Below are 17,911 nucleotides of genomic sequence, written 5' to 3'. Positions count from 1 at the left end.
ATTTTTAGCTTAATCAACAGACTTTAGGGCCTCCAACATATCGACCTTTCTTAGCCGGTAGCTGACCATATAGCCAAGCACAATCAACAAAAGCACAATAGCCACAACAGGCACTAAATAAACGTAGGCATCAACTGTCCTACCAAAGCTCATAGAGTCATTGGCAATCACCTTCATGATATAGGCGTGCAAATAGCTGCCACTCCAGAGACCGATCAAAATACCAACAGCAGACAAAAGCATGGTTTCCCGGTAAATGTATAAGGTAACCTCCTTGTCATAAAAGCCCAAGACTCTTATCGTTGATAATTCCCTAACCCTCTCAGCAATATTGATATTGGTCAAATGATACAAGATGACCAAGGCTAGTAGAACTGATAGAAGCACTAAAAGCGTCATAACCTGATCCAAAGACGCCACAATCCCTGTCACAGTAGCAACAATACTACTGTGTTGTGACACAGCCTGAACCGCAGGCATTGCTAAGAGCTGACTAGCTACGTCCTTTACAGCAGATGGACTAGCCTTTGCTGTTGTTACCAAATAGGCTGGTGAAGCCTCCATATCCCGAAATACCTGCTGATAATAAGATTTAGACATGAACAAGTAATGACCAACAGTCATGTCAATAACCTGACTCACTCTTAACTGATAGCGTTTACCGTTACTAGCTTCAAGCTCAAGCTGATCTCCTGCATGAGCCTGATAATAGTCAGCAAGCTTTTTTGAGATAAGCACTCCAGCACTTGGAAGGTCTAGCTTTTTGTGATCAGCAGCACCAATCAAGCTAAAATAAGGAGATAGGGTGCTTTGATCACTAGAGATCAAGGACACTGTTTGCTTGTTGTCTAAGCCTTTTATCCTTAGCGATAAGCTAGTGTAATAAATCTCTTTCTTACTAGCAATCTGATCTGTCTTTAAATACTGTGCCAGCTCCTGACTATCATGGACTTCTGCTGTTGGGGCCTCTACCACGAACATGTCATAGGCTGTCAGCCTGCCAAATTGATAGCTTAAGCTATTAGCAAGTGAAGATTGAATGCCCAAGCCAGAAAATAAGAGCGCAACAGAACCTGCTACTCCAATTACTGTCATCAGCATTCTTTGCTTATATCGAAAGATATTTCTAAAAGTAACCTTATAGGTAAAGGATAAACGCTGCCAGATAAAGGAGACATGCTCCAGCCAAATCCTTGCCCCACTACTAGGAGACTTAGGCAGCAACAATTGTGAGGGGTTGAAAAAAAGCTCACGTCTCACCACTATATAAGCTGGCAAAACAGCAGATAACAAGGCTAAAAGCACTGCAACCACACTATAGCTCCAATAAAAATAAAGCTGAGTAGAGCCGATAGTCAGTGCATCTGTTAGGATAGCTGAGATGAGCCGAGATAAAAAATAAGTCCCTCCTAAAACTCCTAATCCAGTGCCCAACAAGGCAGCTAAGGTACCATATAGCAGAAATTTTTTGGTAATATCCCAATCAGAATAGCCTATTGCCTTTAGTAAGCCTGAGTTCGTTCGTTCTTCGTCAACATAGCGAGCCATTGTTGTAAAAGTAACTAAGGCCGCAACCAAATACAAAACAACAGGAAAGATATTTCCAACATGCGATATGGACTGTGTTGAGGTGGCATAGGTTTGATAACCCTCACCACCTGGCAGCGTTGAGCGACTATAGCTAGTATAGGTTGGCTTGATCATCGCTGCCCTTTGCTTTTCAGCTAACTCTAGCAAGCTTGCTTCTTTTTTAGCTAACTCTTCCTGCCCTTGCTTTAGCTGAGTCTGCGCTTGCTCTAAGGCATGACCACTTAGCAAAGCCAGCTGGTCTTCACTTGCCTTGAGCGCAGTTCTTTGCTCTTCGAGTTTAGTCTTACTATCTTTCAGGCTACGATTAAGGTCGTTGATCATCTCTTCATAACGCTCTTGACCATTGTCCTGCAAGATCTGATCAAGCTCTGCTTGGTGCTGGAGCAATCCTTCACTGTATTGGCTTGAAAAAGCATTCATTCCTCTTAAATCATCGTATCGAATGCGTAAGAGATTGTGCCCTTGCTGAAAGGCACTAGGGTGAAGGTAGGCATAGGCATAGAGATTACCATCCCCTGCTGAGGAAACACCTAAGTTTGTTTTGGACCATATTTCTGGAGAATGAGCAAAGCCGACAACACGATAGGATCTATGCTTTAGCAATCCCTTTGTTTTTAGGCTTATCGTGATTGTTTGCCCAAGCCGATAGCGGCTTGATAAAGCTTCAGATAGCAAAATGTCGCTAGCCTTGCTAGGGTAATCTCCCTTGACCAAGCTGGCCTGAGATAGGCTTTGTGGCATAGAATAAAGCCTAATAGCCTTCCTCTGGTGATCAAAAGCACCATCAACAAAGCTCGCATACTCTAGTCTTGCATTTTTGAGAGAGGCTAATTCTTGCTTATCCCTATCAGAAAAGCCATGCGAGGCTAGGATACTAAGATCCATAACCTGATGCTCCTCTAGATAATGGCTAGCAGTTTTTTCCATATTGGGACCAGCCACCTTTAAACCAACCAAGGCAAAGGAGCCTAAAGCCATTAAAAACAACAAGGACAAAAAACGTCCCTTACTAGCCTTTATCGCCCGAAAAATATCCTTCCATAAGGTTTTTTGTTTCATCTAGGCACCTCTCAATACGTTATCCTATCAATATCAAGCGGCTGCTTATTAAGCACTGTCTTAGTCACACGACCGTCATGCATATAAATGACCCGATCAGCAATAGGCGCTAGAGCTGTATTATGCGTCACCACGATAACTGTCCTGCCCTTGTCATGCGCCATATCCTGAAGCAGTCTTAAAATTTGCTTGCCCGTTTGATAATCTAAAGCCCCTGTCGGCTCATCACAAAGCAACAACTTAGGATTTTTAGCCAAGGCACGAGCAATAGATACCCTTTGCTGCTCACCTCCTGATAGCTGCGCTGGAAAATGCTCTAAACGCCCTCCTAGCCCAACCTCATTTAAGACAGTAATCGGATCAAGTGCATCTGCCACAATATCAGCTGCCAGCTCAACGTTTTCTTTTGCTGTCAGATTTGGCACCAGATTATAAAATTGAAAAACAAAGCCAACCTCGTAACGACGGTAGCTGGTCAATGCCTTTTTGCTATAGGTCGAGATGTCCTTGCCGTCTATTATGACCTGACCTTGGTCGTTGCTATCCATGCCGCCTAGAATATTAAGCACTGTGGATTTGCCTGCACCAGAGGCCCCTAAAATGATCACAAGCTCACCTTTTTCAATCTCAAAGGATACCTCATCATTAGCCTTAACCGTTGTTTCTCCAATCTGGTAGGTCTTTGAAGAGGACCTCATTTCAATATAGGACACTGATCATGTCACCCCCTTTATATCAACACCCTGTTGATTTTATACTAGCCTTATTATATAATGTCCTCAAGGCTTTAACAAGAACAGATGATCAGCATTTGTTGATTTAAGGAGATAAGCCAATGACAACAAGACACACATCAACCAAGGCCTATTTAAAGCAGGCACTTGTCAATCTTTTGACAGAAAAGAGCTTTGAGGCCATTACCGTTTCTGACTTAACCAAAAAAGCTGGTGTCAATAGAGGAACCTTTTACCTGCATTACAGGGATAAGCATGACATGATGACTCATCTCAAAAATGACACCTTAGACGATTTATACCAGCTTCTAAATGACCCTCATATTTTTACAGATACTAGACTCGTTCTAAAGGAAGCCCTCGCTTATATCATTGATAATCTTCCCTTTATTGCTGCTATGGCTAACTCCAGTTATTTGAATTTTTCACAGATACTCAAGGACTTTATTTATCAATTTTTGACCACTATTGATGGCTTCCAAGAAATCATCACCAATCACTATCAAATCCCTTATCACTACGCGCTTGAGGTTTATCTAGCCAGTATTGAAAGTCTGATCAGCTACTGGATTAGTCATGGCTGCCAAGAAACAACTGATGATATGACAGCTATTATCCTGAAAACTGTTGGCTTTGAAAAAACAATCTAGGAGCTTCAGTCAGAGCTATAAGCCACTAGAAAGCCTTAGCCTGATGACACAAAAACACAGAGACACTTCCTCGTGATATCACTATCACCTTAAAGCAGCTCTGTGTTTTTTTGCGATTACAGACCCTTTCTAACATTAAAAAAGGTTTTCATTCTAGAAATCACGTCCTCATTACCGACAAAGTAAATATGATCACCTTTTTCGATAACAGCGTAAGGACCGGGAGAAATAGTGAATTGGCCATCATGCTCAATAGCTACAATCGTCGCTCCCGTTTGATGCCAAATGTTTAAATCACCAATCGATTGGCCAAAATGCTCTGAATCCTGACTACAAATAATTTCATAGGGTGCCAGCGGGTATTGCTTGCTGATGGATTGGCTTTGCATCAGAAACTCATTAACAAGCACTGTTAAATGCTCCATTGCCTTTTCCTGCTCACGAATATTATGGCGAATGTTTTCTTTGATGACAGCGATAGAATGGGTAGATTCGTATTGGTTCAGAAAATCAATAGCCTTTTCCTTAGACAAGACAATGGCGCCACTCCCATGCTTTAAGGTCAAAATCTTTAAATCAGCCAGAATATTCAGACCCTTTCTAGCAGTTTCAGGCGAGACATTAAAGGTTGAAGCAATGGTTGTCCTAGACTTTAGCTTTTCTCCCACCTCATATTCGCCATTGGCAATCCTTTCAGCAACTGAAATGGCAATCTTTTGATACTTGGAATTAGTAATCTCTCTCTTATTACTAGTCATGATAATTATACTCCTTTTTAACAAATGATACCATTCCCATTAAATCACATTTTCACAGAGAATACAATAGCATAACATTGTTCAAGTACTGATTATCATTCGAAAGTGATAATGTCTTAGCTAGGTCGAATGTGAAAATGTCCCGTCTGTTAAACTAGAAAGATGAGGAAAATAGAACTAACTATGATAGAGTCAAAGAAATACCTAGTCATCAAAGCTGTTTGTGAGGGTAAAAAGCAGAAAAATAGAGCTTGTGTAGAATTAGGGTTAAGCAAGAGGCAGGTGAACCGATTGATACTAGCCTATCAAGAGAAAGGAAAGTCAGCTTTCGTTCATGGTAATAGATCAAAAAGACCAACTCATGCCATGTCTTTAGAAACAAAGAGAAGGATTATCGAGAAATATCAAAGTTACGGTGATTTAAGACCAAATGTTGTTCATTTCTGCGAACTACTAGCGGAAGAAGAAAACATCGCCTATTCAGATACAACTGTTAGAAAACTACTCTACCAAGCAGGGTTTCTATCTCCAAAGACTCAACGAGCAACGAAAAGACGATTGAAACAAGAAGCCAAACAAAAGAAAAGGGAGGCAGAAAAAAGAGGATCCAAACTCCCAACTGCTTCCAACTTCTTTGAAGAACCTGACAAAGCTCATCCCAGCCGAGCAAGAAAGAAATTCAAAGGGGAACTCATTCAAATGGATGCCAGTCAATTCCCTTGGTTTGGACAACAGGAAACACACCTTCATGTCGCTATTGACGATGCCTCCGGTGATATTGTCGGGGCTTACTTTGATACTCAGGAGACGCTAAACGGGTATTATCATGTCTTAGAACAGATTCTAGAGGTACATGGTATCCCTTTCCAATTCCTTACTGATAAAAGGACTGTATTCACTTATGCTTCCAGTCAGTCTAAAAAGATCGAGGAAGATACCTTTACACAGTTTGGATATGCTTGCCATCAGCTTGGTATTGCCATTGAAACGTCTTCTATCCCTCAAGCTAAAGGGCGTGTAGAACGTCTTAATCAGACCCTTCAATCGCGTCTACCAATTGATTTACAGAGGAATCAAATTACCAGCATCTCTCAAGCGAATCGTTATCTTAAGAGATGGATTAAACGATTTAACAAGCAGTTTGGTGGACTGGCTAGTGAGTCTGTTTTTGAGAAAGCACCTAAACCAGCCCAGCGAAACCTACTGTTAGCGAGAATCTCTGAAAGAGTAATTGATAGTGGGCATCATATTCGATATCAAAACAACTTCTACTTGCCCGTCGAAGGGGATAAAGAAATCTATTTTACGCGTAAGACAAAAGCACTTGTGATTGAGGCATTCGATGGAGACATCTACCTTAATATCGCAGACAATATTTATGCCACTAGAAAGTTACCAAAACACGAGAAGCACTCCAAAGAATTCGAAATGGTGCCTAAAACTAAAAAAGAAAGACGCAAGTATATTCCACCACAATCCCATCCGTGGAAACTTGCATCTTTCAAACAATACCTTCATAAAATCGGAAAATCTTATGAAGAATTCCAGCGTGAGAAGAATTCTTCTCACCCACAATTATAACAGATTTTTCACTTATCTAACCGATTTTTTCAAGACATTGTCATTTTCGATTGACATAGCATAACATTGTTCAAGTACTGATAAAAAGAGCTGGTCATCACACCAGCCCACAATATGTCATTAACAGGAGTTTTAGTTGTTGTGTTTTATTCTACTGTCTCGTTATTATCTGTGGTTTTAGAGACAGTTTCTTTTACCTTGTCTGCTTGCTCAGCTACAAATTGAGAGGTTGCTGAGGCTGCGTCTGTTAGCCTGTCTTGAACAGTGACGCTGGCAGCCTCATGCTCTTCTTTGGTTCTAATATCAACAACGTTCACATTTACTTCAACGACCCTCAAATGTGTCATGCTATCGACATTTTGAAAAACAATAGCCTTGATAGACTCAACAATTGCTGGAATATCCTTACCATATTCAACAACAATATCTAAGTCAACAGCCACTTCCTTGCTGCCAACCTCAACAGACACCCCATCGCGAACAGAGTCACTGTTCACGAGGTTATTTTTGATGTTTGAGAAAAAGCCACCATTGACTGCTAATAAGCCACTGACCTTTTCTAAAGCATGTCCAACGATTTTTTCAATGACCTTATCATCGTAGGTCAACGTACTTTTAATGTCTTTTGCTTTCATTACAACTCCTTATTTATCTTGCTTAAGGCCCTTAACAAAGCCCTTGACAGCGTCCTTAGCATCAGCAGCTACCTCTTTGATTTTGCTGGCTGCTTGATCAACCTTCCCTTCGGTTTCTAAGGATTTATCACCAGTCACCTTTCCAAAGCCTTCTTTGATTTTACCGCCTGCTTGCTCCAATTTTGCATTTACCTTTTCTTCTGACATTATGATTTCCTCTATTTCTATCGTTTGACAGCCTAGCTTACTTAACGCGTGGCTCAGTTTGCTCTTGGACCTTTTCAACACCTGCACCTACAGATGCCTTAACATTGTCTACCTGCTTGCTTGTAAATTCAGAGGTTGAGCGAGCCACCTCAGTCACCTTATCCTGTAGGCTGACCTTATCAGCTTCAAATTGCTCCTTGGTTTTAATGTCAACAACCTTAACATTGACCTCAATCACCTCTAAATCTGTCATTCTCTTGACTTCATTTTCTACGACAGATTTAATCGCATCAAAAATGGTTGGAACATGCTTTTGGTATTCTGCTACGATGTCTAAATCAACAGCAACCTCTTTTTTACCAACCTCAACATTAACCCCATCACGAACAGAATCACTATTAACAAGCTTGTCTTTTAGGTTGGCCAAAAAGCCGCCATTAACACCTAGTAGGCCATCAACGTTTTCAAGAGCCAAGCCGACAATCTTTTCAATAACCTTATCATCGTAGGTCAATTCGCCGCGAACAGCTGAAGTTAATTCTTTATGAGTTGTGTTTTTAATGTAAGTTTCAGTCATGATAAATCTCCTTTAGTTACGTTTGATCAATTGATCGATAATACCTGTCTTTTTGGCATACAGGCCGCCATATACTCCTAAAATAATGAAAATAATTGCCAGCAGTGTTTTAAATAACCCAAAGGTCATCAGTAATACAGCAGCTATCAGCCCTATCAGACCACCAATAATAGGGTATTTAAACCGTTCATAAAATGCCATGATAATCTCCTATTCTACACGTCTCTTAGAGCTATGCTTTTGTTTAGCCTCAGCAATATCCTTGACATAAACCTTGAAATGGACAGGTCTATTAATACCAAAGAATTCTGTTAAACCAGTCTCAATTCCTTCTTTAATGCCATTTAGCTGCTCAGTGACAGCTACGCGAGAGGCTAATTGCCCACTGACATTAACCTTAAATTTACGCTTATATAGCTTAGCAGTAACCCTTGGGCTTGACATAAGCCCTGCTGCTTTAATAGCAGCTGCTACATAGCCTTCAATAGCAGACCCTTTCAAAAGCAGGGTCCCTTTATCCTTAGCCAGCTGAATCTCAGTGTAGGTGCGTGGATAAAAGATAATCACAAGAAGGACCAGCACTGTTATTAGAAATAAAGCGATAGCTGCCCAAAAGTAATAGTAATATAAGGCCGGATTTAGGAATTTAGGAAGCCAATTCATATCCCAGTGAAGCCATTGATAGCCAATAGGTAGCCTAATATAATCTCCAGTTATGGCTATCACCCCACCAAAGACCGTCAATAGAACCAAGCCAATGAGACTATAGCTAATTTTTAAAAATTTCGACATAAAAACCTCTTTCCTACTCAACCATCTCTATAATGATAGAAATGCCCTTAGTTTGATTTATTTAGTACAAAAGAAGTAATGATAACAACGATAACAGCACCAATGATTGATGGGAAAAGTGCCATGCCAGCTAATGTTAGTCCCCAACTTCCAAACAAGGCCTGACCAACATATGATCCAATAAGCCCTGCAGCGATATTGGCAATCCAGCCCATTGACCCGCCTTTTTTAGTAAGCGCACCAGCAATAGCACCGATAAGTGCACCCACAATTAATGTCCAAATAATTCCCATAATAAATCTCCTCAATTCAGTAAAACTACTTTGATCACTCTTTAAAGTGACTACATAAATTAAATATAAAATTGCTAGTTATTTTTTTGATACATTTATGTTTAACAATAAAACGCTACAAATACCTTAAAATAACTATTAAGTAAAGTGACCACTTGTTATTTAATTTATATTGCCATTATACACCTATCATTTTAATTTGCAAGGATTTTGCTCATACTTTATCATTTTTTGTGATTTTTTTAAATATAAGAAAAATACCAAGCTCTCTCCGGCATCAAGGCCATCAAAAGCTTGGTATGTGGTTAACTGATAAAATCTTTGTTCACTTCTTTTTTTAAATCATAGAATCAAACAGTACTGGCAAAGCCCTCGTCCAGATGACTATGCAAGCTTGCCCATAAGCTATATTATTTTTTTTCGATAGGAGCAACGCTGGCGAGGAGTTTTTTTAGTCCAACATCAGGAAAGCTAATGGTTAATTCCATTGTCTTACCAGAGCCCTTGACCTCTAAAACTGTTCCAGCACCCCATTTTTTATGATGAGCAATATCACCAATCTGCCAATCAATGGCTTGCTTTGAGGTAGCTGCATTTGGTCCAAATGGCAACGGTGTAGGCTTTGAGGCTGCTCTGGCAGGCTGTGCCATTGACTTTCTAGACTGAATAGCCTCTGATAGGCTCATTCCTGCGCAAAATTGTCGCTGACCCTGCTGCGAAAATGTCACACCAAAGGAAGCATGAGCAGGTCTTGCCAAGCCTTGGAAGCTTAAAAGGTTCTCTGACATCTCTTTTAAAAACCTTGTTGGGCGATTATAGCTGCTCTTACCAAATAGGGTACGTGTATTGGCATTCGTTAAAAACAAGCATTCCTCTGCTCTGGTAATGCCGACATAGGCTAGTCGCCTTTCTTCTTCTAGCTCATCTTGATCCTCTGCTGCTCGAGCTAAAGGAAAGACTCCCTCCTCCATACCTATGAGAAAAACAACAGGAAATTCTAGCCCCTTAGCTGCATGCAGGGTCATCAGAGTTACCTCAGCAGTCTCTGCATTGCCATCATCACTATCAGCAATCAAAGCAAGATCATTGAGAAACCTTCCTAAGCGGTCAATGCCTGCTTCATGCTCCTGCTGCTGCGCTGAGACGTCATCAAAGCTTTTGGTAACAGACAGGAATTCTTCAATATTTTCAATCCTAGCTTGACTTTCTAAGGTATTTTGAACACGCAGCATATCCAGGTAGCCGCTTTTCTCCAGTAAGGCCTCGGCTAAGGCTGTAATGCTCAGCCGGTCCAAATCAGCTCTCAAATCACTTAAGAGACTCGCTAAGGCCAGCATGGCTTGGGCAGCCTTTCCTTTTAGCGGTGATTGCTCAAGGCTTGAAGCGGCCTCTAACAATGACTGCTCTTGCCCATAAGCAAATTGGCGGAGCTTATCCAAGGTTCCCGGTCCTACCCCTCGTTTAGGCTCATTCACAATTCGTTCAAAGGAGATATTATCTGACGGATTAGCAACTACAGTCAAATAGGCAATCACATCACGAATTTCCTTTCTGCTGTAGAATTTGGTTCCTCCGACCATTGTGTAAGGGATATTTGATTTTAACAGGGCTTCTTCAATTGTACGGGACTGAGCATTGGTACGATACAAAACAGCAAAGTCTTTAAAGCTCTTTCCTAACTCTAGACACATATTGCTGATGGTTGAGGCGACAAAAACAGCCTCGTCACGCTCATCATTTGCCCTATAATAAACAATCTGCTCACCGTCTGCGTTTTGAGTCCACAGTTTTTTCGGACGGCGATGACGATTATGCTGAATCACTTCGTTAGCCGCCTGAAGGATTTTCTTGGTGGAGCGATAATTTTCTTCCAGCAAAACCACCCTTGCATCAGGGTAATCCTTTTCAAAATCTAAAATATTTTGCATATCAGCACCACGCCAGCCATAAATGGACTGGTCTGCATCACCGACAACACAAATATTTTTAAAACGTGAGGCTAAAAGAGTCACTAGCTGATATTGAGCGTGGTTAGTGTCTTGGTATTCATCAACATGAATATATTGATAACGCTGCTGATAATAGGCTAGAACGTCAGGATTTTGATCAAACAAGCGCAGGGTCATCATAATCAAATCATCAAAATCCATAGCCTCACTTCGTCTGAGCTCCTCCTGATAGGCCTTGTAGCAGCGGGCAACTGTCTGGCTATACAAATCAGAGGCCCCTAGCTCATAGGCTCTTTCATCTAAGAGATCATTTTTAGCATTTGAAATGGTGGCTAAAATCGAACGCTCGCTCCATTTCTTAGGATCCAAATTTAGAGCCTTTACTATTCTCTTCATTAAGGTCCGCTGTTCTCCTGGATCAACAATCGTGAAATTCCGATTGTAGCCAATATGATCTGCCTCACGACGTAAAATACGGACACACATTGAGTGAAAGGTCGCAATCAAGGTATCCTTGGTAGCTGGGCTTAAGGCCAAGGCCCTTTCTCGCATCTCACGCGCAGCCTTGTTGGTAAAGGTAATCGCCAAAATATTCCAGGGATTAACAAATTTTTCATCAATCAAGTAGGCAATGCGATGGGTTAATACCCTCGTTTTCCCAGAGCCGGCACCAGCCATAATTAACAAGGGGCCCTCAGTCGTTTGAACTGCCTCTGCCTGTTTATCATTCATTCCATCTAATAAAGGATTCATGCTTTCTCCTCATATCGTCCAATAAGTGACTTTTATTAACCTTAAGATTATATCATGTTTCAGTCAAAAAGAAAAAAGAGGACAATGATGTTACCATAAAAACTATCATTCGAAAGTGATAATGTCTTAGCTAGGTCGAATGTGAAAATGTCCCGTCTGTTAAACTAGAAAGATGAGGAAAATAGAACTAACTATGATAGAGTCAAAGAAATACCTAGTCATCAAAGCTGTTTGTGAGGGTAAAAAACAGAAAAACAGGGCTTGTGTAGAATTAGGGTTAAGCAAGAGGCAGGTGAACCGATTGATACTAGCCTATCAAGAGAAAGGAAAGTCAGCTTTCGTTCATGGTAATAGATCAAAAAGACCAACTCATGCCATGTCTTTAGAAACAAAGAGAAGGATTATCGAGAAATATCAAAGTTACGGTGATTTAAGACCAAATGTTGTTCATTTCTGCGAACTACTAGCGGAAGAAGAAAACATCGCCTATTCAGATACAACTGTTAGAAAACTACTCTACCAAGCAGGGTTTCTATCTCCAAAGACTCAACGAGCAACGAAAAGACGATTGAAACAAGAAGCCAAACAAAAGAAAAGGGAGGCAGAAAAAAGAGGATCCAAACTCCCAACTGCTTCCAACTTCTTTGAAGAACCTGACAAAGCTCATCCCAGCCGAGCAAGAAAGAAATTCAAAGGGGAACTCATTCAAATGGATGCCAGTCAATTCCCTTGGTTTGGACAACAGGAAACACACCTTCATGTCGCTATTGACGATGCCTCCGGTGATATTGTCGGGGCTTACTTTGATACTCAGGAGACGCTAAACGGGTATTATCATGTCTTAGAACAGATTCTAGAGGTACATGGTATCCCTTTCCAATTCCTTACTGATAAAAGGACTGTATTCACTTATGCTTCCAGTCAGTCTAAAAAGATCGAGGAAGATACCTTTACACAGTTTGGATATGCTTGCCATCAGCTTGGTATTGCCATTGAAACGTCTTCTATCCCTCAAGCTAAAGGGCGTGTAGAACGTCTTAATCAGACCCTTCAATCGCGTCTACCAATTGATTTACAGAGGAATCAAATTACCAGCATCTCTCAAGCGAATCGTTATCTTAAGAGATGGATTAAACGATTTAACAAGCAGTTTGGTGGACTGGCTAGTGAGTCTGTTTTTGAGAAAGCACCTAAACCAGCCCAGCGAAACCTACTGTTAGCGAGAATCTCTGAAAGAGTAATTGATAGTGGGCATCATATTCGATATCAAAACAACTTCTACTTGCCCGTCGAAGGGGATAAAGAAATCTATTTTACGCGTAAGACAAAGGCACTTGTGATTGAGGCATTCGATGGAGACATCTACCTTAATATCGCAGACAATATTTATGCCACTAGAAAGTTACCAAAACACGAGAAGCACTCCAAAGAATTTGAAATGGTGCTTAAAACTAAAAAAGAAAGACGCAAGTATATTCCACCACAATCCCATCCGTGGAAACTTGCATCTTTCAAACAATACCTTCATAAAATCGGAAAATCTTATGAAGAATTCAAGCGTGAGAGGAATACCTCTCAACAACAATTATAACAGATTTTTCTCTTATCTAACCGATTTTTTCAAGACATTGTCATTTTCGATTGACAAAGAGGACAATGATGTTACCATAAAAACAAGGAATTAGCCATCAGTTAAAGTGCTTGTTGACATCACTGGGCTTTTTAGGTATCATAGACATAATTTAATAAACCGAATGATGTCATGCAGGAGAAGAATGGATTTCGCCGAAGGAGTTATACTCTCAGGTGTTCAGGTGTTGGACGGGACTGCTTGATGGACGGGCTTCTGGAGAGACCTATTAGGCGCCGAAGGGGCAAGGCAAGACTGCTCAATCTCTCAGGCAAAAGGACAGAAGATAAAATATCAAGCCGCATGATCATGCTCTCTTAGCATTTTTTGTGCTTGCTGTTTTGTCATATGCTTCAGAGGCTATCCGTAGGGGTGGCTTTTTCTTTTGGCAGCATTGGTTAGGAGAGTTGAGGAGTTAAACATGATAGCTGCTGCAAAATGGATTGATGATTTAGTTTGGGGAGCACCCTTGCTGCTACTGCTGCTTGGTACTGGCGTTTACCTCACCAGCAGACTTGGCCTTCTCCAAGTCATCAAGCTGCCTAAGGCCTTTAGGCTTATTTTTGCTAAGAATGAGGGGCAAGGAGATATTTCATCATTTGCTGCTCTAGCAACAGCCCTAGCTGCTACAGTTGGTACTGGTAATATCGTTGGTGTCGCAACAGCTATAAAGTCTGGTGGACCTGGAGCACTTTTTTGGATGTGGGTTGCTGCCTTCTTTGGTATGGCAACCAAATATTCCGAGGGCGTTTTAGCCATTAAATACCGTACTAAGGACGCTAATGGTCAGATTTCAGGTGGACCCATGTACTACATTTTAAATGGTATGGGGCAAAAATGGAAGCCTCTAGCCAACTTATTTGCTGTCTCTGGTATTTTAGTGGCTTTGTTTGGAATCGGGACATTTGCTCAGGTCAATGCGATTACCTCATCCCTACACCATAGCCTTGGGATCTCTTCGCCATTAATCAGTATCTTGCTAGCTGCTGTTGTGGCCATGATTATTTTTGGAGGCATTCAAGCTATTGCCAAGGTAGCCGAAACAGTTGTTCCCTTCATGGCAATCTTTTATATCGGAGCAAGCTTAACGGTTATTGCTGTTCACTATACCAAGCTTTTTCCTATGCTTGTGCTTATCTTTAAGTCTGCTATTACCCCTACAGCAGCTATAGGAGGCTTTGCTGGAAGCTTGGTTAAAGACACCATTCAAAAGGGCATTGCGCGTGGGATCTTTTCTAACGAATCAGGACTAGGCTCTGCTCCGATTGCTGCTGCTGCCGCTAAAACCAATGAGCCAGTAGAGCAGGGCTTGATTTCTATGACTGGAACCTTTATTGACACGATCATCATCTGTACTCTGACTGGCCTAGCTATTTTGGTAACTGGTCAGTGGACTAGCACACTAGAAGGAGCCCCCTTAACACAGTCTGCCTTTGCTTCTATCTTTGGGCATATGGGCACCTATGCTTTGACCCTGTCTCTTGTTCTTTTTGCTTTTACGACAATTCTCGGCTGGAGCTATTACGGTGAGCGTTGCTTTACTTTTTTATTTGGCACGACACACCTCAGCTATTTTCGCCTGATCTTTGTTGTCATGGTAGGGCTTGGTGGCTTTCTCAAGCTAGAGTTAATTTGGATACTAGCAGATATTGTCAATGGCCTGATGGCTCTGCCAAATCTTATCGCCTTACTAGCCTTGTCTCCTGTTGTCATTTTTGAAACGAGGGCATATTTTAAGCGCCAAAACACCAAATAAGCGATCGAAAAGCCTAGAATACCCTATTTAGGATAGCTCTAGGCTTTTAGCTTGTCTTAGTTTTTATGATATAATGAGAGCAACAGTTACAAAGGAGTTTTTATGCCAAACAATCCAGTAGAAAACCTTCGGTTAGCAAAAAGAGGGCCAATTGTTAGCATTGTTGCCTATTTGACCCTCAGCATCACAAAGCTTCTTGCTGGCTATCTTTTAAATGCCAGCTCCTTGATTGCTGATGGCTTCAACAATCTATCTGATATCGTTGGTAATGTCGCTCTGCTCATCGGACTTCATCTGGCCAGCCAGCCAGCAGACGCCAATCACCGCTTTGGCCACTGGAAAATCGAAGACCTCTCAAGCTTAATAACCTCCTTTATCATGTTCATTGTTGGCTTTCAGGTTCTCCTGCAAACTATTCAACAGATGATTAATGGTAAGCAGTCTGCTGTCGATCCATTAGGAGCCATTGTTGGGATTGCTTCAGCCCTTGTGATGCTTGGAGTATATGCTTTCAACAAAGCATTATCAAAAAAGGTAAAATCCAGTGCCTTGGTTGCAGCCTCTAAGGATAATCTTTCTGATGCTGTGACCTCTATTGGGACCTCTATTGCTATTATCGCTGCCTCCTTAAAACTACCTATTATTGACAGGCTGGCTGCTCTTATCATTACCTTTTTCATTCTAAAAACAGCCTTTGATATTTTTATGGCAAGCGCCTTTAGCTTATCAGATGGCTTTGACAGCAAGCAGCTCAAAGCATATGAAAAGGCCATATTGAAAATTCCCAAAATCATTGCTGTCAAATCACAGCGTGGCCGCACTTACGGAAGCAATGTGTATTTAGATATTGTCCTTGAGATGCACCCTGATCTTTCTGTCTATGAAAGTCACGCCATAACTGAACAGGTTGAACAGCTCTTGAGTGAGCAATTTGCTGTTTATGATATTGATATTCATGTTGAGCCTGCAAAACTTCCTGAAGATGACAACTGTGAACATGTTTACAAAAAGCTCTACAAAAACGAGAAAATCATGCTAAGTCAAATCCCAGATTATCAAGAGCTCATTGCCGAGACCTTTACCTTCATTGATCGTGATGGACAAGCTTACAATGCCAAGCAATTTTTAGAGCAGCAGCGCTCTTCTTCCAATCAGCTTGAAGCCTTTGGTGTGCAATCCATCAGCCACAACACCAAGCTAGTCACCTATCAGCTACAGGGCAATCATCACACCAGTATCTGGAGACGACACGAGGCTTGGTACCTGATATATCATCAAATCACACCAATAACAAACTCTATAACAATTCAAAAACACTACCACATCAAGCGTATCAGCTAACAAGCAACTATATCATCAGTCACAAGCACACAAAAAACTTACCCTGATAGGATAAGTTTTTTTCTATCTAGCCATTCTGCCCTCTAAGCTCATTAGGTCTTGCTTGCGTCCCATGACTATGACCTCAACTGATCTGCTGCGACATCTTCGCCAAACCATTTTTTAGAGATTTTTTGGAAGGTACCGTCCTGATAGAGCGATTTTAAGGCTTGTGTAATCTTTTTTTGTAGGGTTTTATCCGCTTTTCGGACACCAACCGCAAAATCCTCACCTTCAAACTCACTCGCGATAATGTTATAGCGGTCTAGCTCACCTTCTTGCTGAAGGTAATAATTGGCATAAACCCTATCAATCAAAAGGCCATCAATACGCTTGTTTTTTAAGTCGATAAAGGCTTGTGTAAAGGTTTCATATTGGGTAGCATCATTTCCCTTGACAAGGTCCTTTAGCACCTTAGGATGACTCGTAAAGGCATCATAACCAGATGAGCCTGACTGAGCACCCAAGGTTTTATTTTTCATATCAGCAAATGAGCTTATCTGTGATGATTTTTGAGTCACTAAGACCTGCTCATTTTTCATATAAGGCTCTGTAAAGGCCACCTTAGCTTGGCGCTCTTTTGTAACAGAATAGCCATTCCAAATCAGATCAATTTTACCATTGTTTAACTCGGTTTCCTTGAGATCCCAATTAATGGCTTGATACTTAACCTTGATACCATATTGGTCAAAAACAGCCTTTGCTAGCTCAATATCAAAGCCGGTGTTTTTTCCTGACTCGTCCTTATAGCCCATTGGCACAAAGGTGTTATCAAAGCCAAGCGTAATCGTCTTTTTCTCCTTGTAGGATTTCCAGCCATCTGAGCTAGTCTGTTTATTACTAGCGCCGCAAGCTACTAAAAGCACAGCTGCAGCAGCAAATAGGGCTGCTAGAAGGGTCTTTTTTAACGTCATAGCACTACCTCTTCTTCTATTTAGGGTTAATCTTGATGATACGATCAGAAATGGTTTGAGCAAACTGCAAATCATGGGTGACAACAATCTGGGTAATGCCCATCTCACGATTTTGCAAAATCAATTTCTCAACCTCCTGACGTAATTCAGGGTCTAGAGCACTTGTCGGCTCATCATAGCCTACAATCTGTGGGTCAATCATCATCGCTCTAGCCAAGGCAACCCTTTGCTTTTGCCCACCGGATAGCGAATAAGGATAAGCAGCTGCATGCTCTTTAAGACCTAGACGCTCCAGCAGCTCCATAGCCTTTTGCTTTGCATCAAGCCTTGGCATAGCCATAGTAATGGTAGGAGACAAGATGAGATTATCAAGCACCGTCAAATGTGGAAACAATTGGAAATCCTGAAAAACAAAACCAAGCAGGCTTCTTTTTTCTAAATGATCAATAGGAACAGACTCGCCATTATAGCTAATATTTCCCGAATCAATAGGCTCTAGGCCAGCCAGCATTCGGAGCAGAGTAGTCTTGCCACCACCAGATGGCCCTACCAAAGATAAAACCTCACCATCTTCAACGGTCAAATGAAAGCCATCAAAGATCTGCTTGTGACCAAATCGCTTTGAAATATTGTTCAGTTCTAACATATGACCC

Annotated in this window: 17 protein-coding genes and 1 riboswitch; of the genes, 5 read left to right on the top strand and 12 right to left on the bottom strand. The window is 41.3% G+C overall.

Annotation, left to right across the window (positions count from 1 at the left end; translation table 11 throughout):
- Positions 1 to 9: 9 nt before the first annotated feature.
- Both I2432_RS05065 and I2432_RS05060 read right to left on the bottom strand, forming a co-directional pair.
- Positions 10 to 2,649, bottom strand: coding sequence for an ABC transporter permease (locus tag I2432_RS05065; RefSeq protein WP_206159061.1), 2,640 nt, complete (start codon positions 2,647 to 2,649; stop codon positions 10 to 12).
- Positions 2,650 to 2,660: 11 nt separating this feature from the next.
- A complete protein-coding gene (locus tag I2432_RS05060; protein ID WP_037578379.1) occupies positions 2,661 to 3,362 on the bottom strand; it encodes an ABC transporter ATP-binding protein in 702 nt (233 codons plus the stop codon).
- A 122-nt stretch (positions 3,363 to 3,484) separates the two neighbouring features.
- Here I2432_RS05060 and I2432_RS05055 point away from each other — a divergent pair, with 122 nt between their 5' ends.
- A complete protein-coding gene (locus tag I2432_RS05055) occupies positions 3,485 to 4,033 on the top strand; it encodes a TetR/AcrR family transcriptional regulator (protein ID WP_206159060.1) in 549 nt (182 codons plus the stop codon).
- Positions 4,034 to 4,149: 116 nt separating this feature from the next.
- Here I2432_RS05055 and I2432_RS05050 read toward each other — a convergent pair whose 3' ends face one another.
- Positions 4,150 to 4,791, bottom strand: a complete 642-nt coding sequence (locus tag I2432_RS05050) for a GntR family transcriptional regulator (protein WP_012515527.1) — start codon at positions 4,789 to 4,791, stop codon at positions 4,150 to 4,152.
- 183 nt (positions 4,792 to 4,974) lie between these two features.
- Between I2432_RS05050 and I2432_RS05045 the strand changes: the two genes are divergently transcribed.
- A complete protein-coding gene (locus I2432_RS05045; RefSeq protein ID WP_115250549.1) occupies positions 4,975 to 6,372 on the top strand; it encodes an ISNCY-like element ISSeq2 family transposase in 1,398 nt (465 codons plus the stop codon).
- Between the two features lie 146 nt (positions 6,373 to 6,518).
- On the opposite strand, the gene I2432_RS05040 is transcribed toward I2432_RS05045, so the two are convergent.
- The 7 genes from I2432_RS05040 to pcrA form a co-directional block, all read right to left on the bottom strand.
- Positions 6,519 to 7,007, bottom strand: coding sequence for an Asp23/Gls24 family envelope stress response protein (locus tag I2432_RS05040; protein WP_012515526.1), 489 nt, complete (start codon positions 7,005 to 7,007; stop codon positions 6,519 to 6,521).
- A gap of 9 nt (positions 7,008 to 7,016) precedes the next feature.
- A complete protein-coding gene (locus I2432_RS05035; RefSeq protein ID WP_012678035.1) occupies positions 7,017 to 7,214 on the bottom strand; it encodes a CsbD family protein in 198 nt (65 codons plus the stop codon).
- A 37-nt stretch (positions 7,215 to 7,251) separates the two neighbouring features.
- A complete protein-coding gene (locus I2432_RS05030; RefSeq protein ID WP_014622796.1) occupies positions 7,252 to 7,791 on the bottom strand; it encodes an Asp23/Gls24 family envelope stress response protein in 540 nt (179 codons plus the stop codon).
- Positions 7,792 to 7,803: 12 nt separating this feature from the next.
- Entirely contained in the window at positions 7,804 to 7,992 is a 189-nt protein-coding gene (locus I2432_RS05025; protein ID WP_012515523.1) for a DUF2273 domain-containing protein, read from the bottom strand.
- A 9-nt stretch (positions 7,993 to 8,001) separates the two neighbouring features.
- Positions 8,002 to 8,583 carry an alkaline shock response membrane anchor protein AmaP gene (gene amaP, locus I2432_RS05020; RefSeq protein WP_206159059.1) on the bottom strand — a complete coding sequence of 194 codons (582 nt, stop codon included), beginning with the start codon at positions 8,581 to 8,583 and terminating at the stop codon, positions 8,002 to 8,004.
- Positions 8,584 to 8,630: 47 nt separating this feature from the next.
- Positions 8,631 to 8,876: a GlsB/YeaQ/YmgE family stress response membrane protein gene (locus tag I2432_RS05015; RefSeq protein WP_021320695.1), complete on the bottom strand. Its 246-nt coding sequence runs from the start codon at positions 8,874 to 8,876 to the stop codon at positions 8,631 to 8,633.
- A gap of 410 nt (positions 8,877 to 9,286) precedes the next feature.
- Positions 9,287 to 11,578, bottom strand: coding sequence for a DNA helicase PcrA (gene pcrA / locus I2432_RS05010; RefSeq protein ID WP_206159058.1), 2,292 nt, complete (start codon positions 11,576 to 11,578; stop codon positions 9,287 to 9,289).
- Between the two features lie 193 nt (positions 11,579 to 11,771).
- On the opposite strand from pcrA, the gene I2432_RS05005 reads away from it, so the two are divergent.
- The 3 genes from I2432_RS05005 (at position 11,772) to I2432_RS04995 (ending at position 16,305) form a co-directional block, all read left to right on the top strand.
- A complete protein-coding gene (locus I2432_RS05005; protein ID WP_206159057.1) occupies positions 11,772 to 13,169 on the top strand; it encodes an ISNCY-like element ISSeq2 family transposase in 1,398 nt (465 codons plus the stop codon).
- A gap of 245 nt (positions 13,170 to 13,414) precedes the next feature.
- Positions 13,415 to 13,501: riboswitch (glycine riboswitch) on the top strand.
- Between the two features lie 128 nt (positions 13,502 to 13,629).
- Positions 13,630 to 14,964, top strand: a complete 1,335-nt coding sequence (locus I2432_RS05000) for an alanine/glycine:cation symporter family protein (RefSeq protein ID WP_206159056.1) — start codon at positions 13,630 to 13,632, stop codon at positions 14,962 to 14,964.
- 102 nt (positions 14,965 to 15,066) lie between these two features.
- Positions 15,067 to 16,305 carry a cation diffusion facilitator family transporter gene (locus I2432_RS04995; protein ID WP_115250889.1) on the top strand — a complete coding sequence of 413 codons (1,239 nt, stop codon included), beginning with the start codon at positions 15,067 to 15,069 and terminating at the stop codon, positions 16,303 to 16,305.
- Positions 16,306 to 16,421: 116 nt separating this feature from the next.
- Here I2432_RS04995 and I2432_RS04990 read toward each other — a convergent pair whose 3' ends face one another.
- Together I2432_RS04990 and I2432_RS04985 are read right to left on the bottom strand one after the other, a co-directional pair.
- Complete coding sequence (locus I2432_RS04990; RefSeq protein ID WP_206159055.1) at positions 16,422 to 17,258, bottom strand: amino acid ABC transporter substrate-binding protein; 837 nt, start codon at positions 17,256 to 17,258, stop codon at positions 16,422 to 16,424.
- Between the two features lie 16 nt (positions 17,259 to 17,274).
- Positions 17,275 to 17,904: an amino acid ABC transporter ATP-binding protein gene (locus I2432_RS04985; RefSeq protein ID WP_043036868.1), complete on the bottom strand. Its 630-nt coding sequence runs from the start codon at positions 17,902 to 17,904 to the stop codon at positions 17,275 to 17,277.
- Positions 17,905 to 17,911: the final 7 nt, after the last annotated feature.

This window comes from Streptococcus equi subsp. zooepidemicus (assembly GCF_015689395.1).
Taxonomy (GTDB): Bacteria; Bacillota; Bacilli; order Lactobacillales; family Streptococcaceae; genus Streptococcus; species Streptococcus equi.
The sequence above is the reverse complement of the archived record's forward strand: the minus strand, read 5'-3'. Positions and strand labels throughout refer to the sequence as shown.

What these genes read in the sequence shown, in the direction of transcription:
- I2432_RS05045 (WP_115250549.1), top strand. Translation starts at nt 4,975, where the DNA reads ATGATAGAGTCAAAGAAATACCTAGTCATCAAAGCTGTTTGTGAGGGT.
- I2432_RS04995 (WP_115250889.1), top strand. Translation starts at nt 15,067, where the DNA reads ATGCCAAACAATCCAGTAGAAAACCTTCGGTTAGCAAAAAGAGGGCCA.
- I2432_RS05000 (WP_206159056.1), top strand. Translation starts at nt 13,630, where the DNA reads ATGATAGCTGCTGCAAAATGGATTGATGATTTAGTTTGGGGAGCACCC.
- I2432_RS05005 (WP_206159057.1), top strand. Translation starts at nt 11,772, where the DNA reads ATGATAGAGTCAAAGAAATACCTAGTCATCAAAGCTGTTTGTGAGGGT.
- I2432_RS05055 (WP_206159060.1), top strand. Translation starts at nt 3,485, where the DNA reads ATGACAACAAGACACACATCAACCAAGGCCTATTTAAAGCAGGCACTT.
- I2432_RS05025 (WP_012515523.1), bottom strand. Translation starts at nt 7,992, where the DNA reads ATGGCATTTTATGAACGGTTTAAATACCCTATTATTGGTGGTCTGATA.
- pcrA (WP_206159058.1), bottom strand. Translation starts at nt 11,578, where the DNA reads ATGAATCCTTTATTAGATGGAATGAATGATAAACAGGCAGAGGCAGTT.
- I2432_RS04990 (WP_206159055.1), bottom strand. Translation starts at nt 17,258, where the DNA reads ATGACGTTAAAAAAGACCCTTCTAGCAGCCCTATTTGCTGCTGCAGCT.
- I2432_RS05065 (WP_206159061.1), bottom strand. Translation starts at nt 2,649, where the DNA reads ATGAAACAAAAAACCTTATGGAAGGATATTTTTCGGGCGATAAAGGCT.
- I2432_RS05015 (WP_021320695.1), bottom strand. Translation starts at nt 8,876, where the DNA reads ATGGGAATTATTTGGACATTAATTGTGGGTGCACTTATCGGTGCTATT.
- I2432_RS05040 (WP_012515526.1), bottom strand. Translation starts at nt 7,007, where the DNA reads ATGAAAGCAAAAGACATTAAAAGTACGTTGACCTACGATGATAAGGTC.
- I2432_RS05035 (WP_012678035.1), bottom strand. Translation starts at nt 7,214, where the DNA reads ATGTCAGAAGAAAAGGTAAATGCAAAATTGGAGCAAGCAGGCGGTAAA.
- I2432_RS05050 (WP_012515527.1), bottom strand. Translation starts at nt 4,791, where the DNA reads ATGACTAGTAATAAGAGAGAGATTACTAATTCCAAGTATCAAAAGATT.
- I2432_RS05030 (WP_014622796.1), bottom strand. Translation starts at nt 7,791, where the DNA reads ATGACTGAAACTTACATTAAAAACACAACTCATAAAGAATTAACTTCA.
- I2432_RS04985 (WP_043036868.1), bottom strand. Translation starts at nt 17,904, where the DNA reads ATGTTAGAACTGAACAATATTTCAAAGCGATTTGGTCACAAGCAGATC.
- amaP (WP_206159059.1), bottom strand. Translation starts at nt 8,583, where the DNA reads ATGTCGAAATTTTTAAAAATTAGCTATAGTCTCATTGGCTTGGTTCTA.